Consider the following 16152-nt stretch of genomic DNA (forward strand, 5'->3'; position numbering starts at 1 on the left):
GGGCGCTGCGCGGATCGCGGTGCTCAGCGCGGCGCAGGCGGCAGGCTGATCTTTGGCGCCCACTGCAGCCAGCGCTCATCGACCTCGTCGTGGAGCAGGAAGGTCTGCCCGGGTTGTGCCGGGCCGCCCATCTGCGGGTTGTCCGGGGTGGCGAAGGCAATACCGCCTTCGAGCAGGGCTTCCAGTGACTCGGCGCGCAGCTTGGCGCCCTTGAACAGGCCAAAATCCACGCCGATACCGCTGGCATTCCAGAACCGGCTGGCGCTGCGCACCAGCGCGGCATAGCGCGGCTCGATCAGTACATGCACCAGTACCCGGTCGGCATTCGGCCCCAGTTCGACATGGGTGACCTTGCCCACCGGCACCTGGCGGTAGGTCACCGCGACATCGGCCTTCAGTGAGCCTCGATGGGAGGTGCTGAGCACCAGCGGCAGGCCTTCGCTGTGGTTGTTGTTGAGTGGTGCCTCGTCGGGTTGCGGCTGCAGGCGGAAACGCAGCTGGCGCGGCGCTTGGGCGGGACCGGGGGCAACTTCCAGGTACTGGCCGCTGACCAGGGTGTCGAGGTTGGCGGTGCGTGCCAGGCCCAGCTTGGGTTTGACCAGCCAGAAGCGACTGCCCTGGCGGGCAATGCGCTCGCCGGCCTGCAGGACGCGCAGCTGGATGCGCACGGCCTGCAGGTCATCCTGCAGCTGCAGGCTTTCCACCTTGCCCACCTCCAGTCCCTTGTAGCGCAGCAGGGTGCCTACCTGGAGGCCTTCGGCGCTGTCGCTGAGCAACTCCACGAGCAGCCCCTGGTTGAGTGCCTGTTCCTCGTTGTCGAATAGATTTAGGCGCTGGCCCTGGCGCAGTGCGCCGGCCTGGGTTTGTGGAGTATGCAGGGCAATACCGCCGCTGATCAGACTTTGCAGTGACTCGCTCTTGATCTCGATGCCGGACAGGCTGCCTTTCAGGGTAATGCCGCTGGCATTCCAGAAACGACTGCTGCTGTTGACCAGGTGGGCATACTCCGGCTCGACGTGTACGCCAAAGAGAATCTGCTGGCGGTCCTGGCTGAGTTCCACGCTGCTGACGCTGCCGATGCGCATCTGCCGGTAGAGCAACGGGCTGCCGACCTGTAGCGAGCCCTGGCGACTGCTGGCCAGTTGCAGGTGCAGGCCCGGGCTGTTGAGGTTGAGCGGCGGGGCTTTGCGCAGCGCCTGGAAGCTGCGGCTGGCCTGCCCCTCCTGGGCAAAGCGCACGGCAATGTAGTTGCCCTTGACCAGTGCATCGATGCCGGTCACTCCGGCCAGCGAGATGGACGGTTTGACCACCCAGAACTCACTACCTTCCAGCAGCAGGTCTTCGGTACGCGGTTCCATGGTCAATTCGGCTGTGGCGCCGGTCAGGTCGCGGCTCATTTTCAGCTCACGCAGGCTGCCGACCTGGACACCGTTGAACAGCACCGGGGTGCCTTTCTGCAGGCCTTCCACCGCATCCAGCTTGAGCCACACGCGCACCCCGGCTTCCGCCGAGTCGAAGTCCGTGTAGAGGCGGAAGGGCAGCGCCGGGTCGGTGGGCGGGCTGTCCTGGCGGTGCTCCGGGGTAGCGAAGGCAATGCCGCCGGCGAGCAGGCTGAGCAGTGACTCGCTGTGGATTTTTACCCCACCCAGGCCAGCTTGCACATTGAGGCCGCTGGCATTCCAGAAGCGCGTATGTTTGCGCACCAGATGGCTGTAGGCAGGTTCGATATAGACCTTGAGCTCGACAGTGCGCTGGTCTTCACCGAGCTGGTAGCTCTTCACCCGGCCCACCTGGATTTGCCGGTAATACACCGGGCTGTCCTTATCCAGCGAGCCGAGTCGCTCGGCCTTCAGGGTCAGGTGCAGACCAGGCTGGCTATCGGAGAGGTTGGGCGGCTCCTTGAGGGCGACAAAGTCGCGTCGTGGTTCGCCGCTGGCCGGTTCGACGCCGATATAGATACCCGATACCAGGGTTTCCAGGCCGGTTACTCCGGCCAGTGAGACTTGCGGACGAACCAGCCAGAAGCGCGTGTCCTGGCTGAGATAGCCTTCGGCCTTCTTCATCACTTCCAGGGTGGCGATGACCCCCTGGAGATCGGGGGTAACCTTGAGATCGACCACCTTGCCGACAGAAATACCCTTGTAGATCAACTGGGTCTTGCCGATCTGGATGCCATCGCCCTTGTCGAAGCGTACCCGCACCTCGATGCCAGCTTCGTTGTAGGCCTTCCAGCCCAGCCAGCCGCCGATCAGCAGGGCCAGCAGCGGCAGAATCCAGATGGCCGACCAGTTGCTGGTGCGGCGCAGGTTGGGCGAGGGCAGTTCAGTCATGATCCGCGTCCGTGTCAGTGTTGTCCCAGATCAGCCGGGGGTCGAAGGAGGTGGCGGCAAGCATGGTCAGCACCACCACCAAAGCAAAGGCGGCGGCACCCGGCCCGGCTTCGATGCTGGCCAGATTACCGAAGCGTACCAGCGCCACGAGAATGGCGATGACGAAGATGTCGAGCATCGACCAGCGGCCGATCCACTCGATGAAGCGATACATGAGGATGCGCTGGCGAGGCGACAGGCGCTGGTGGCGTTGCACCGAATAGAGCAGCAGGACCAGGCCGCACAGCTTGAAGCTGGGCACCAGGATGCTGGCAATGAACACCACGCTGGCAATCGGCAGCATGCCGGCATGGATCAGCTCGATCACCCCGCCCATGATGGTGGCGGGGGCGCCATTGCCGAGGAAGTTGACGCTCATGATCGGCAGCAGGTTGGCCGGTATATAAAGAATGGCTGCTGCCAGTAGCAGCGCCCAGGTGCGTGCGATGCTGTGTGGGCGACGGGCATGCAGGCGTGCACCACAGCGCTGGCAGTGCAGATGGGCTGCGCTGCGGCGATGCAAACGATGACATTCGCCGCAGATGATCAGCCCTGCATCAAGCGCGCGCATGGGCATCCTCCAGGGCGTCCCAGACCTGATGGGGTGACATACTCACCTCCAGCCAGACCTGCGCGAGCAGCAGGGCGATGAAACAGGCCATGCCCACGCCCAGGTGCAGGTCGGCAAGGTCGGCCAGCTTGACGATGGCCACCAGGATGCCCATCAGATACACCTCGAGCATGCCCCACTCGCGCAGGTGGTGATACAGGCGATAGACCTGCAGCGCCGGGCGCTGCCCGCGACGCAGGGTGATGGCCAACAGGACCCACAGCTGGCAGAGCAGTTTGAGCAGCGGAATGGCCATGCTGCACAGGAACACCAGGACGGCAATGAACACCATCTCGCTCTGGTACAGCGCGAGCACTGCGCTCCATACGGTGTCTTCGCTGCGCTGGCCGAGCAGGTCGAGTTGCATGATCGGCAGGAAGTTGGCCGGGATGTACAGCAGCAGGGCGGTCAGCACGAGGGCCAGGGCGCGGCGGCTCATGTGCGCACGATGGGTCTGCAACTCGTAGCCGCAGCGTGGGCAGCACGCTTTGTGCTCCAGTGGCAGATCGACATGACGCAACAGCAGGTCGCATTCATGGCAGGCCAGCAGGCTGCTCAGCGGGACATCCTGCAGGTCGGCGGTGGACGGGGCGGGGCTGCTCGGCATGCGGGGCCTGTGGCGTCGAACGTGGCGGGTAGGCAGCAGTGTAGCGGGGTGTGGCGCAGACAAAAAAGCCGCTGCAAGGCAGCGGCTCGGGTGCAGGGTGCGGATTACCGCTCCAGGTACTGCAGCTTGTCTTTCACGCCGTCCCAGTCTTCGGCATCGGCCAGCGCATCCTTCTTCTCGGTGATGTTCGGCCAGACTTCGGCGAGGTCGGCGTTCAACTCGATGAATTCCTGCTGATCTTCCGGTACCTCGTCCTCGGAGAAGATCGCCTGTGCCGGGCACTCCGGTTCGCACAGCGCACAGTCGATGCACTCGTCCGGATGGATAACCAGGAAGTTGGGGCCTTCGTAGAAGCAGTCGACCGGGCAGACTTCCACGCAGTCGGTGTATTTGCACTTGATGCAGTTGTCGGTGACGACGAAGGTCATGGTCGGTTCTCTCCTCGGGCGATGGCCTCAGCCCCTTCTGCGAGGGGCTTGCAGGCGTAGATAGTTGAGTGCCTGGCTAGGGCAAGTTCACAAAATGGCGGCGATTCTAACAGCTTGCATCGGGCTGCGTTAGAACCGCGTCTTCCATGCATATAACAGTTCGAGTGCCTGGCGTGGCGTCAGGTCGTCCGGGCTGACCCGTGCCAGCTCGTCCAGCAGCGGGTGGGGCAGGCTGGCGAACAGGTCGCTTTGCAACGGAGCCTGGCCGCTGGCTGCGACATTTTGTGGCAGCTCGTGGGGCAGGCTGGTGGTTTCCAGGCGTGTCAGATGCTCGCGGGCGCGGGCGATGACCGCCGGCGGCACGCCGGCTAGCTGCGCCACGGCCAGGCCATAGCTCTGGCTGGCGGGCCCTGGCAGGACATGGTGCAGGAAGACGATGCGTTCCTTGTGCTCGGTGGCGGAAAGATGCACGTTGGCTACGCCGGGCTGGCTTTCCGGGAGTACCGTCAGCTCGAAGTAGTGGGTGGCGAACAGCGTCCAGGCGCGCAGTTTGGCTAACTGCTCGGCAGCGGCCCAGGCCAGCGACAAGCCGTCGAAGGTGCTGGTGCCGCGGCCGACCTCGTCCATCAGCACAAGGCTGCGTGCGCTGGCGTTGTGCAGGATGTTGGCGGTTTCGCTCATTTCCACCATGAAAGTCGAGCGGCCACCAGCCAGGTCGTCGGAGGAGCCGATGCGGGTGAAGATGCGGTCGACCAGTGACAGCTCGCAGGCGGCTGCCGGGACATAGCTGCCGATGTGCGCGAGCAGCACGATCAGCGCAGTCTGGCGCATATAGGTGGACTTACCGCCCATGTTCGGCCCGGTGATGATCAGCATGCGCGTGTCATCGTCCAGGCGTACGTCGTTGGCCACGAAGGGGCTGCTGAGCACCTGCTCGACCACCGGATGGCGACCCTGCTCGATCTGCAGGCAGGGCTGCTCGGTAAAACGCGGGCAGTTGAAGTCCAGGGTCAGTGCACGCTCGGCCAGGTTGCTCAGTACGTCCAGTTCGGCGAGCGCCGCGGCGGTTTCCTGCAGCGGTGCCAGTTCGCCGATCAGCTGCTCCAGCAGGGCTTCGTAGAGCTGCTTTTCGCGGGCCAGCGCGCGGCTTTTCGCCGACAGCGCCTTGTCCTCGAAGGTTTTCAGTTCCGGGGTGATGAAGCGCTCGGCACCTTTCAGGGTTTGCCGGCGAATGTAGTCGGCAGGCGCCGACTCGGCCTGCTTGCTGGGCAGTTCGATGAAATAGCCGTGTACGCGGTTGTAGCCCACCTTGAGGTTGGCCAGGCCGGTGCGGGCTTTCTCGCGGGCCTCCAGGTCCATCAGGTACTGGCCGGCGTTTTCGCTGATCGATTGCAACTCGTCCAGTTCGGCGTCGTAGCCGGTCTTCAGCACGCCGCCGTCACGGATCACCGCCGGCGGGTTGTCGATGATGGCGCGCTGCAGCAGATCCGCCAGCTCCGGGTAGGTGCGGATGTTCACGGCCAGTTCGGCGAGGTGCGGGGTGTCCAGCCCGGCCATGGCGTCCTGCAGGCGCGGCAGGGCTGCCAGCGCGTCGCGCAGGCGTGCCAGGTCGCGTGGCCGGGCATTGCGCAGGCCGATGCGCGCGAGGATGCGCTCCAGGTCGCCGATGTCCTTGAGCTGCGGCTGCAGGCTTTCAAAACGGTAGGCATCGAGCAGGCAGGCGATGGCCTGCTGGCGGCGCTCCAGCAGTGCGCGGTCACGCAGCGGGCGATGCAGCCAGCGGGTCAGCAGGCGCGAGCCCATGGCCGTCTGGCTGCGATCGATGACCGACTGCAGGGTGTTGTCGCGCCCGCCCGCCAGGTTGATGTCCAGCTCCAGGTTACGCCGGGTAGCAGCATCGAGAATGACCGTGTCGTCCAGGCGCTCATGGCGCAGGCTGCGGATATGCGGCAGGGCGGTGCGCTGGGTTTCCTTGGCATAGGCCAGCAGGCAGCCTGCCGCACCAATCGCCAGGGTCAGTTCTTCACAGCCAAAGCCCTTCAGGTCCTGCACGGCAAACTGCTGGCGCAGGCTCTTGTGCGCGCTGTCCAGCTCGAAGTCCCAGGGCGCACGGCGCCGGCTGCCACGGCGCTTTTCCAGCGGCAGGCCGGCCGGCCAGTCGTCGGGGAACAGCAGTTCGGCAGGGTTGAGGCGTTCGATCTCCGCCAGCAGGTGTTCCCAGCCGCGCAATTCCTGCACGCTGAAGCGGCCGCTGGTGATGTCCAGCATGGCCAGGCCGAACAGCCGCTCATCGCCCAGCACGGCGCCGACCAGGTTGTCGCGGCGCTCATCGAGCAGCGCTTCGTCGCTGACCGTGCCGGGGGTGATGATGCGTACCACCTGGCGCTCCACCGGGCCCTTGCTGGTGGCCGGGTCGCCGATTTGCTCGCAGATCACCACCGACTCGCCCAGCTTGACCAGGCGTGCCAGGTAGCCTTCGGCCGAGTGGAAGGGGATGCCGGCCATCGGGATGGCCTGGCCGGCGGATTGCCCGCGAGCCGTCAGGGTGATGTCGAGCAAGGCCGCAGCACGCTTGGCGTCTTCGTAGAACAGCTCGTAGAAGTCGCCCATGCGGTAGAACATCAATTGCTCGGGATACTGGCTTTTGAGTTTCCAGTATTGCTGCATCATCGGCGTGTGTGCAGAGAGATCGGTCATGCGTGAATCCGGCTGAAGCGGGAAAAGCCGCTAGTGTAGGGTATCCACCGAAGTGGATTCACCCTGGAGTGCATATGGATCATTTAACCGAACTGGCCGAGCGGCTGGGAGAGGCGCTGCTGGCGCAAGGTGAGCAGGTCAGTTGTGCCGAATCCTGTACCGGCGGCGGCATTGCCGAGGCCATCACCCGCGTGGCAGGTAGCTCGGCCTGGTTCGAAGCGGGTTTCGTCACCTATTCCAACCGCCAGAAAACTGCACAGTTGAGCGTGCCGGAAGTGCTGTTTGCCGAGCATGGTGCGGTCAGCCAGGGGGTGGTCGAGGCCATGGTGCGTGGTGCCCAACAGCGCAGTGGGGCGCGCTATGCGGTGGCGGTCAGTGGTATCGCCGGTCCGGGCGGTGGCTCACCGGACAAGCCGGTGGGCACGGTATGGCTGGCCTGGGCTGATGGCGCGCGCTGCGAGGCGCGTTGCTACTGCTTCAGTGGCGAGCGCCAGGCGGTGCGTCAGCAAAGCGTACAGAAGGCCTTGCAGGGGTTGCTGGCGCTGCTGGCCGGAGAAAATCTGCCGTAGGGGTAGGCGAGTGCCTTGCCTTGTGGAATACTACTGGCTACATATACAGTTGTTTGCCGGCATTGCCCCGGCCCTGATGAATGAGGATGGCTATGGACGACAATAAAAAACGCGCACTGGCGGCGGCCCTCGGCCAGATCGAGAAGCAGTTTGGCAAGGGCGCGGTGATGCGCATGGGAGACCATGAGCGTCAGGCCATTCCGGCCATTTCCACCGGCTCGCTGGGTCTGGATATCGCACTGGGTATTGGTGGTTTGCCCAAGGGGCGTATTGTCGAAATCTACGGTCCGGAATCGTCGGGTAAGACGACCCTGACTCTCTCGGTCATTGCCGAGGCGCAGAAGCTCGGGGCAACCTGTGCCTTCGTCGATGCTGAGCACGCGCTTGACCCGGATTATGCCGGCAAGCTGGGGGTTAACGTCGACGACCTGCTGGTTTCGCAGCCAGACACCGGCGAGCAGGCGCTGGAAATCACCGACATGCTGGTGCGTTCCAATGCGGTGGACGTGATCATCGTCGACTCGGTGGCGGCCTTGGTACCCAAGGCGGAGATCGAAGGTGAGATGGGTGACTCGCATGTGGGCCTGCAGGCGCGCCTGATGAGCCAGGCACTGCGCAAGATCACCGGCAATATCAAGAATGCCAACTGCCTGGTGATCTTCATCAACCAGATCCGCATGAAGATCGGCGTGATGTTCGGTAGCCCGGAAACCACGACCGGGGGGAATGCCCTGAAGTTCTACGCCTCGGTACGCCTGGACATTCGCCGGATTGGCGCGGTCAAGGAAGGTGATGAAGTGGTGGGTAGCGAAACCCGCGTGAAAGTGGTGAAGAACAAGGTCGCGCCGCCCTTCCGTCAGGCGGAATTCCAGATCCTTTACGGCAAGGGCATCTACCGCAGTGGTGAGGTCATCGACCTGGGCGTGCAGCAGGGTCTGCTGGAAAAATCCGGTGCCTGGTACAGCTACCAGGGCAGCAAGATCGGCCAGGGCAAGGCCAATGCCGCCAAGTACCTGGAGGACAACCCGGAGGTGGCCAAGACCATCGAGCAACAGATCCGCGAGAAACTGCTGGTCAGTGGCGCGGCCCAGAAAGGTGCGGTCGATCAGGATGAACTGGTCGAGCTGGACAGCTGATGAGCACCCCGCTCGATAGCCCCGCCGCGGTGCGGCGGGCGGCCATGGATCTGCTCGCGCAACGCGAGCATGGCTATGTCGAGCTGAGTCGCAAGCTGCTCAGGCGCGGTGCAGCGCCCGAGTTGATCGAACAGGCCGTGCAGCGCTTGGCTGAAGAAGGCTTACTGAACGAAGGGCGTTACCTGGAAAGCTTCATTGCCAGTCGTGCCCGAGCAGGCCATGGAGCGTTGCGTATTCGTGAGGAGTTGGCGCAGCGCGGCCTGCCGCGTGAGGCCATCGCTGCGGCGCTGCAGGCGGCTGAAGTGGATTGGCAGGCGTTGTTGCACGGGCTTTGGCAAAAGCGCTTCGGACAGTGGCCTGCGGATGCCCGGGAGCGTGCCAAACAGGCACGCTTCCTGGCTTATCGGGGGTACTCGGCCGAGCAGATCAATCGCCTGTGGCGGGGCGCCCGCGGCACAGACGACTGAAACAGCCAGCCAGCGCTATGGCCATGCCGGCAGCCCGGCTACAATCGCGCCCCCGTTGTTATGTGAGACATATCGTGCAGATAGCCCTGGCACCCATGGAAGGTCTGGTTGACGACATCCTGCGCGAACTGCTGACCGGCGTGGGTGGTATTGACTGGTGTGTCAGCGAATTTGTGCGGGTCAACGATCGTCTATTGCCGGCAGCCAGTTTTCACAAACTGGCACCTGAGCTGGCGCAAGGTTCGCGCACGGCGGCGGGGACGCCTATGCGCCTGCAGTTGCTCGGTTCTGATCCACAGTGTCTGGCCGAGAACGCTGCATTGGCGGTGGAGCTGGGCGCTCCGGTGATTGACCTCAACTTTGGCTGCCCGGCCAAGACCGTGAACCGCTCGCGTGGTGGTGCGGTGCTGCTCAAGGAGCCGGAGTTGCTGTTTCGTATTGCTGAAACCGTGCGCCGCGCCTTGCCTGCTGCGGTGCCCCTGACCGCCAAGATGCGTCTGGGCTACGACAGTCCGGAGGGTGCATTGGACTGTGCTCGGGCGCTGGCAGCCGGTGGGGCAGGACAACTGGTGGTACACGCGCGTACCAAGGTCGATGGCTACAAGCCGCCGGCCCACTGGGAGTGGGTGGCGCGGGTCAATGAGGCGGTGCCGGTGCCGGTGCTGGCCAATGGCGAGGTGTGGTCGGTAGACGACTGGCAGCGTTGCCGGGCCATCAGTGGTGTGGACGATGTGATGCTCGGACGTGGTCTGGTCTCGCGCCCGGATCTGGCTCTGCAGATTGAGGCAGCACGACGTGGCGAAGCGTTGCCGGCCCTGCAGTGGCAAGCGTTATGGCCGCTGCTGATGCGTTTCTGGCTGCTGGCGCAGGGCAAACTCGGCCCGCGCTACGCCCCTGGGCGCATGAAGCAGTGGCTGGGCATGCTGACCCGCAACTATGTGCAGGCGCAGGCGCTGTTCGTGGCGCTGCGCGGACTGCAGGACTGTGCCGCTATCGACGCGCTGCTGATGGCCAGTACACCGCCGGCCTAACGCACCTGGCGTAGCTGGCGGGCCAGCAGGCGCTGGTATTCGCCCAGCGGCAGGGCCGGGCTGAACAGGAAGCCCTGGTAAAGATGGCAGCCCTGCTCCTGGATCATCGCCAGTTGCTCGGCGGTTTCCACGCCTTCGGCAATCAGTTCCAGGCCCAGGCTCTTGGCCATGGCGGCAATGGCACGGATGATCTCGGCATCGTTGCTGTCGTGACTGGCATTGCGCACGAATGACTGGTCGATTTTCAGTACATCCATGGGTAGACGTTTGAGGTAGGTCAGTGAGCTGTAGCCGGTGCCGAAGTCGTCCATGGCAAAGCGTACGCCGAGCTGACGCAATTGCTGCATCTTGGCAATGGTGTCGTCCAGGCTCTGGATAACGATCCCTTCGGTGATTTCCAGCTTGAGCAGGCGCGCCGGTAGTTGGCTGCGTTGCAGGCAGCGGGTGACCTTGTCGACGAAGTCGCTTTGGCGGAATTGCCTGGGGCTGATGTTGACGCTCAAACAGAAGTCGCTGCCCTGAATATGCCCGCTGGCCAGCAGGTGAGCGGTGTCTTCGCAGGCGCGCTGCAATACCCAGTCGCCGACCTCGATGATCAGCGCACACTCCTCAAGCACCTGGATGAATACGGCCGGTGATTGCATGCCCAGTAGCGGATGTTGCCAGCGCAGCAGGGCTTCGGCGCCGATGATGCGACCGCTGCGGCTATCCACCTGTGGCTAGTAGTAGAGCTCGAACTCTTCGCGAGCCAGCGCCTGGCGCAGTTCGCTTTCCAGGCGCAGTCGCTCACTGGCGGCTGCCTGCATGCTGGCGTGGAACAGTGTGACGGCATTGCGCCCGCTGTCCTTGGCACGATACAGGGCAATGTCGGCGCGTTTGAGCAGGTCAGCCGGGCAGCGGCCGTGATCGGGCAATAGGGCAATGCCGATGCTCGGGGTCACCTGCAGGCGGTGACCATCGATCAGCATGGGTTCGGCCAGCAGTGCACGCAGTTTGTCGGCGACCTGTTGGGCCTGCTCGACGGCGTGTTGATAATCGCCCTCCAGGCCGGTGAGCAGCACTACGAACTCGTCGCCGCCCAGGCGGGCCACGGTATCTTCCTGGCGTACGCAGCTCTCCAGGCGGGCCGTGAGCATTTTCAGCACCGCATCGCCGACCGGATGGCCGAGCGAGTCGTTGATGTGCTTGAAATGATCCAGATCGAGATAGAGCAGTGCGCCACGCAGATCGTGGCGAGTCAGCAGGGCGATCTGCTGGTTGAGACGATCCAGCAACAGGGTGCGATTGGGCAGGTTGGTCAGCGGGTCGTGGTAGGCCAGGTGGTGGATCTGTGCCTGTGCCTGTTTCAGCTCGCTGATGTTGCGGGCGATCATCAACAGACACTCCATGCCGTCGAGGATCAACGGCTCGACCGAGACGCTGATGGCAATGGCTTCGCCGTTGCGATTCTGCGCGGTCAGTTCAAGGTTGTGGACGTGGCCGTAATGGCTCATCTGTTCCAGCAGGAGTTCCCGCTGGCCTTCGGCCCAGACGCCCAGTTCATAAGCGGTATAACCAACGATCTGCTCGCTGCTGTAACCACTCAGTCGGCAGAAGCCTTCGTTGACTTCGATAAAACGTCCGGTGGCGCGTTCGCTCAGGCTGATTGCATCCGGTGAGGCATGGAAGGCCTTGGCAAAGCGTTCCTCACTGATGCGCAGGGCTTCCTGAGCGCGCTGAATCTCGGTGACGTCGCGGAAGGTGGAAACAATCAGTGCTTCATGCGCGGCGGATAGCAGGCGGGTCGACACCTCGCAGGTGAGCAGTTGACCGGCGCGGTGGTGGAAAGCGATCAGTTCGTTGTCGAGTCGGCCCTGGCGCTGCATCTTGGCAAACAACTGTTGGCGCTGCGCAGGGTTGGCCCAGAATTGTAGCTGCTGGGCGTTGCGGCCGACGAACTCATGGGGTTCCCAGCCAAATACCTGGGTAAAGCTCGGGTTGATTTCGATGAACAGCCCGTCCTCCATGCGCGAGACGCAGATTGGCTCGGGGCTGGACTGGAACAGTGAGGCAAACTTGGCTTCCGAGGCTTGTAGCTGGCGCTGACGCTCGATGCGTTCGCTGATATCGGCCACCACGCCGCTCATGCGCAGGGGCTGGCCGTCGGCATCCAGATAAAGCGTGGCCAGCGACTCCAGTTGGAACAGCTGGCCGTTCTCGGCTTGTACCTGATAATGCACGGCGTGCAAACGCCCTGGTTGGGCGAGGAGCTCCCGGTATTGCGCGGTGAGGCGTTGCTGATCGCGCTCTGGCAGATGACGAAACAGTTTGTGGTAGACGTCGTAGAACGGTTGTGCGGGCAGGCCATGCAGCTCCGCGGTACGCGCCGAGGCAAACAGTTGGCCACTGGGTACGTGCCATTCCCAGGTGCCCAGGCGAGCGGCTTCGAGGGCCAGTTTGAGACGCTGCTCGCTATTGCGCAGGGCTTGTTCCTGTTGGCGTTGCAGGCTGATGTCGCGCAGGCTGAGGATCAGGCAAGGCAGGCCATCGAGCGTCATGGGGCGGCCATACAGCAGGTTGACGCTGGTGCTGCCATCGCGATGGCGCAAGTTCACTTCCAGATGCTGCAAGCCCTCATTGCTCTGCAGTGCGGCCAGCATGCGCTGACGATCGACAGGGTCTATCCAGATACCCAACTCAAGGGACGTTCGGCCGAGTACTTCGACTTCGCTCCAGCCGAACTGCTCTTCAAAGGCTGGGTTGGCCGCGATGAAGCGACCGCTGCTCATTTCTGTAATCACTACGGTGTTGGGCGTGCTGCGGAAAATCTTCGCGAACTTTTCCTCGCTGTTGTGCCAGGCGGCTTCGCTAGCACGGCGCTGGCCATCTTCAATGAAGGTACAGAGCAGGTGACGCTGCCCCTCAATAGGCAGTTGGCGCAACAGCAGGAGGCCTTGCAGCAGGCTGCCATCGTGGCTGCGCAGGGTGATCTCGCGCTTGAGTACCGAGGTGGTTTCCGGATCCAGCTTGCGTACCAGGCCACGTTCTTCGGGGTTGGCCCAGAGCCCCAGTTGCAGGGTGGTACTTCCCAGTACCTGTTGTGCGTGCCAGCCGAACTGGCTGCAGAACTGTTGGTTGGCGGCGCGAATGCAGCCGTCGTCATAGCGCAGCAGGAGCATGGCCTGAGGGCTTTGCTGGAACAGCAGGTCATCGCCGAGCGTCGGGGTGAGCTGCTCTGTCGGGCTGAGTCGTTGTAATACGCCAACGATCCGCAGGGGCTCTGTAGGCAGCTGTTGGCGTTGTATCTGCAGCTGCAAGCGTTGTGTGCCGTGCAGCACTGCGTGAGACAGCTGCAGTTGCTGGCGCTGGCCATCGCTCAGTAGCTGGAGTTGCGCGGCGATGCTTTCACGCTGCGCGATCGGCAGCAGTTGCAGGTAATGCGCCAGGCTGGTGGGCCGATGCTCGGGTACGCAATCCAGCAAACTCAGCGCCGCGTCGCACAGGTGCAGGCGATCTTCGTCGACATGCCAGATCCACAGGCCCAAGCCTGCAGCCTGTAAGGCAGCTTGCAGCAGCGGGTTGTCCAACGCGGCGGATACACGGTTGGCAGACTGCGTTTCAACGACAGGAGTGGGCATCATGGGCGGCTTTTCCACGGCATTCGGACAGCGCCTTTTGTTGTTTTCTGCACCATAGTTCGCCCTGACTGCTGTGCGCAAGTGATCTCAGGGCAGATTGCCACGCTGTTGGTCGAGTAAGCGCATGAAAGCCTGTGCCGCATTGGACAATGTGCGTTCCTGGTGACGGATATAACCGAGCTGGCGGGTCAGTTGGATGCCGGGAAGTGGCAGGCGCACCACCTGGGCATCGAGCATGGTGCGCGGCAGTACGCTCCAGGCCAGGCCGATGGAAACCATCATCTTGATGGTTTCCAGGTAGTTGGTACTCATGGCGATATTGGGGCTTAACCGCTGCCCCTCGAACAGACGGCGCACGATGTGGTGGGTGAAGGTGTTGTCGCCGGGAAAAACCGCTGGATAGGCGGCAATGTCCGCCAGACTGATCTGCTGCGCACGGGCCAGTGGGTGTTCGGGGGCGGCCACGAAGTCCAGTGGATCGTCCCAGACTGCACGGGCCGCGATGGGCGGCTCGGTATGCGGCGCCAGGGTGATGACCGCCAGTTCGCTATGGCCATGCACGACCTGCTCATAGGCGACCTCCGAATCGAGGAACTGAATATCCAGGGCGACGTCGGGGTGGCTGTGGGTAAAGCGGCGTAGCAGGGCAGGTAAGCGATGCAGGCCGATGTGGTGGCTGGTGGCCAGGGTCAGTCGACCACTGACTTCCCCGGACAGGTTGGTCAGCGCGCGACGCGTGTCGTCCAGTGCGTTGAGGATCTGGTAAGCGCGCGGTAACAGGGCGCGCCCGGCCTCAGTCAGGCTTATTTCGCGGCCCAGGCGATCGAACAGCCTGACGCCCAGTTGCTGCTCCAGGCCGGCGATACGTTTGCTCACCGCTGGCTGGGTCAGGTGCAGGCGTTCGGCTGCTACGGAAAAACCGCCCAGTTCGGCCACGGTGATGAAGGCATTGAGATTGGCCAGATCCATGGGATAGCTCCAGGCGGCAAGCCACCAGCGGCAGGTCGAACCGCTGGGTTTTGGCGTGCGGCTGGTGACTTGACGCTTGAAGTGTCTGGGCATTCTTGTAAGGAATGCTTGGGATAAAAAATATGAATTTGAGTTATTTGTTCCGCAATCATAGCATCTCTCCACATAAGCCAAAGGGGCATTCGCCCTGGCATATAAAGACGCTGATGAGGGATAGCTGATGGCTGGCAAAACGTTGTACGACAAGCTCTGGGAGATGCATGAGGTCAAGCGCCGCGACGACGGTTCGTCGCTGATCTACATTGACCGGCAGATTCTCCACGAAGTGACCTCGCCGCAGGCCTTCGAGGGGCTGCGTCTGGCCGGGCGCAAGCCGTGGCGCATCGACGCCAACATCGCTACCCCGGACCACAACGTGCCGACCACCCGCGCCGAGCGCCAGGGTGGCCTGGAAGCCATCGTCGATGAGGTGTCGCGCATTCAGGTGCAGACTCTCGATGAGAACTGCGATGACTTCGGCATCCTCGAATTCAAGATGAACGACAGCCGCCAGGGCATCGTCCACGTGGTCGGTCCGGAGCAGGGCGCCACCCTGCCGGGCATGACCGTGGTCTGCGGCGACTCGCACACCTCCACCCACGGCGCCTTCGGCGCGCTGGCCCATGGCATCGGTACCTCCGAGGTGGAGCATGTGCTCGCCACCCAGTGCCTGGTGGCCAAGAAGATGAAGAACATGCAGGTGCGCGTGGAGGGCAAGCTGCCCTTCGGCGTCACCGCCAAGGACATCGTGCTGGCCATCATCGGCAAGATCGGCACCGCCGGTGGTAACGGCCACGCGCTGGAGTTTGCCGGCAGCGCTATCCGTGACCTGTCCATGGAAGGCCGCATGACTATCTGCAACATGGCCATCGAGGCCGGTGCGCGCGTCGGTCTGGTGGCTGTCGATGAAAAGACTATTGCCTATGTCGAAGGCCGTCCGTTCGCGCCGAAGGGTGCTGACTGGGCCAAGGCCGTCGAGCAGTGGAAGGGCCTGGTGTCCGACGCCGATGCGCAGTTCGACACCGTGGTCGAGCTGAAGGCAGAAGACATCAAGCCGCAGGTGTCCTGGGGCACCTCGCCGGAGATGGTTCTGGCGGTGGATGAGAAGGTGCCGGACCCGGCAGCCGAGGCCGACCCGGTCAAGCGCGACTCCATCGTCCGCGCGCTCAAGTACATGGGCCTGACCGCCAACCAGCCGATCACCACGATCAAGCTGGACCGCGTGTTTATCGGCTCCTGCACCAACTCGCGTATTGAAGACCTGCGCGCCGCCGCCGAGGTGGCCAAGGGCCGCAAGGTCGCCGCGACCGTCAAGCAGGCGCTGGTGGTGCCGGGCTCTGGTCTGGTCAAGGCGCAGGCCGAGGCCGAGGGGCTGGACAAGATCTTCATCGAAGCCGGTTTCGAATGGCGTGAGCCGGGCTGCTCCATGTGTCTGGCGATGAACCCGGACAAGCTGGGCAGCGGTGAGCACTGCGCCTCGACCTCCAACCGCAACTTCGAGGGCCGTCAGGGCGCCGGTGGCCGTACTCACCTGGTCAGCCCGGCCATGGCCGCGGCCGCTGCCGTGACCGGTCACTTTATCGACGTGCGTGAACTGATCCAGGCCTGAGGAG

11 protein-coding genes and 2 pseudogenes are annotated in these 16152 nt (G+C 63.4%); 5 read left to right on the forward strand and 8 right to left on the reverse strand.

Going from position 1 to position 16152, the window contains the following annotated elements:
• Positions 1-23: 23 nt before the first annotated feature.
• From CW360_RS06685 to mutS, 5 genes are all read right to left on the reverse strand, one after another.
• Positions 24-2330, reverse strand: coding sequence for a PqiB family protein (locus CW360_RS06685; RefSeq protein WP_101193165.1), 2307 nt, complete (start codon positions 2328-2330; stop codon positions 24-26).
• Entirely contained in the window at positions 2323-2940 is a 618-nt protein-coding gene (locus CW360_RS06690; RefSeq protein WP_101193166.1) for a paraquat-inducible protein A, read from the reverse strand. The genes CW360_RS06685 and CW360_RS06690 overlap by 8 nt, the downstream gene beginning before the upstream one ends.
• Positions 2927-3586 (reverse strand): paraquat-inducible protein A, encoded by a 660-nt coding sequence (locus CW360_RS06695; protein WP_101193167.1) that lies wholly within the window; start codon positions 3584-3586, stop codon positions 2927-2929. Before CW360_RS06695 ends, CW360_RS06690 begins: the two co-directional genes overlap by 14 nt.
• Before the next feature lie 104 nt (positions 3587-3690).
• The gene (gene fdxA, locus CW360_RS06700) at positions 3691-4014 is read right to left on the reverse strand and encodes a ferredoxin FdxA (RefSeq protein ID WP_101193168.1); all 324 of its coding nucleotides are present in this window, start codon (positions 4012-4014) and stop codon (positions 3691-3693) included.
• A gap of 129 nt (positions 4015-4143) precedes the next feature.
• Entirely contained in the window at positions 4144-6711 is a 2568-nt protein-coding gene (gene mutS / locus CW360_RS06705) for a DNA mismatch repair protein MutS (RefSeq protein WP_093985830.1), read from the reverse strand.
• Positions 6712-6785: 74 nt separating this feature from the next.
• Between mutS and CW360_RS06710 the strand changes: the two genes are divergently transcribed.
• The 4 genes from CW360_RS06710 (at position 6786) to CW360_RS06725 (ending at position 9914) form a co-directional block, all read left to right on the forward strand.
• Positions 6786-7280 (forward strand): CinA family protein, encoded by a 495-nt coding sequence (locus CW360_RS06710; protein WP_101193169.1) that lies wholly within the window; start codon positions 6786-6788, stop codon positions 7278-7280.
• Positions 7281-7372: 92 nt separating this feature from the next.
• Positions 7373-8416 (forward strand): recombinase RecA, encoded by a 1044-nt coding sequence (recA, locus tag CW360_RS06715; RefSeq protein WP_093985828.1) that lies wholly within the window; start codon positions 7373-7375, stop codon positions 8414-8416.
• Entirely contained in the window at positions 8416-8883 is a 468-nt protein-coding gene (recX, locus tag CW360_RS06720) for a recombination regulator RecX (protein ID WP_101193170.1), read from the forward strand. The genes recA and recX overlap by 1 nt, the downstream gene beginning before the upstream one ends.
• A gap of 74 nt (positions 8884-8957) precedes the next feature.
• A complete protein-coding gene (locus CW360_RS06725; protein ID WP_101193171.1) occupies positions 8958-9914 on the forward strand; it encodes a tRNA dihydrouridine synthase in 957 nt (318 codons plus the stop codon).
• Here CW360_RS06725 and CW360_RS17065 read toward each other — a convergent pair.
• The 3 genes and pseudogenes from CW360_RS17065 to CW360_RS06740 all read right to left on the reverse strand — a co-directional run bounded on the left by CW360_RS17065 (position 9911) and on the right by CW360_RS06740 (position 14500).
• Positions 9911-12787, reverse strand: a pseudogene (locus CW360_RS17065) (sensor domain-containing protein). The gene CW360_RS06725 and the pseudogene CW360_RS17065 sit on opposite strands and share 4 nt — an antisense overlap.
• Before the next feature lie 189 nt (positions 12788-12976).
• Positions 12977-13534 (reverse strand): annotated as a pseudogene (locus CW360_RS17285) (PAS domain-containing protein); the annotation flags it as partial.
• Between the two features lie 84 nt (positions 13535-13618).
• Positions 13619-14500: a LysR family transcriptional regulator gene (locus CW360_RS06740; protein ID WP_093985824.1), complete on the reverse strand. Its 882-nt coding sequence runs from the start codon at positions 14498-14500 to the stop codon at positions 13619-13621.
• A gap of 220 nt (positions 14501-14720) precedes the next feature.
• On the opposite strand from CW360_RS06740, the gene leuC reads away from it, so the two are divergent.
• Positions 14721-16148 (forward strand): 3-isopropylmalate dehydratase large subunit, encoded by a 1428-nt coding sequence (leuC, locus tag CW360_RS06745; protein WP_101193172.1) that lies wholly within the window; start codon positions 14721-14723, stop codon positions 16146-16148.
• The last annotated feature ends 4 nt before the right edge of the window (positions 16149-16152 follow it).

Origin of the sequence: Pseudomonas fluvialis (genome assembly GCF_002835605.1) — a bacterium.
Classification (GTDB): domain Bacteria; phylum Pseudomonadota; class Gammaproteobacteria; order Pseudomonadales; family Pseudomonadaceae; genus Aquipseudomonas; species Aquipseudomonas fluvialis.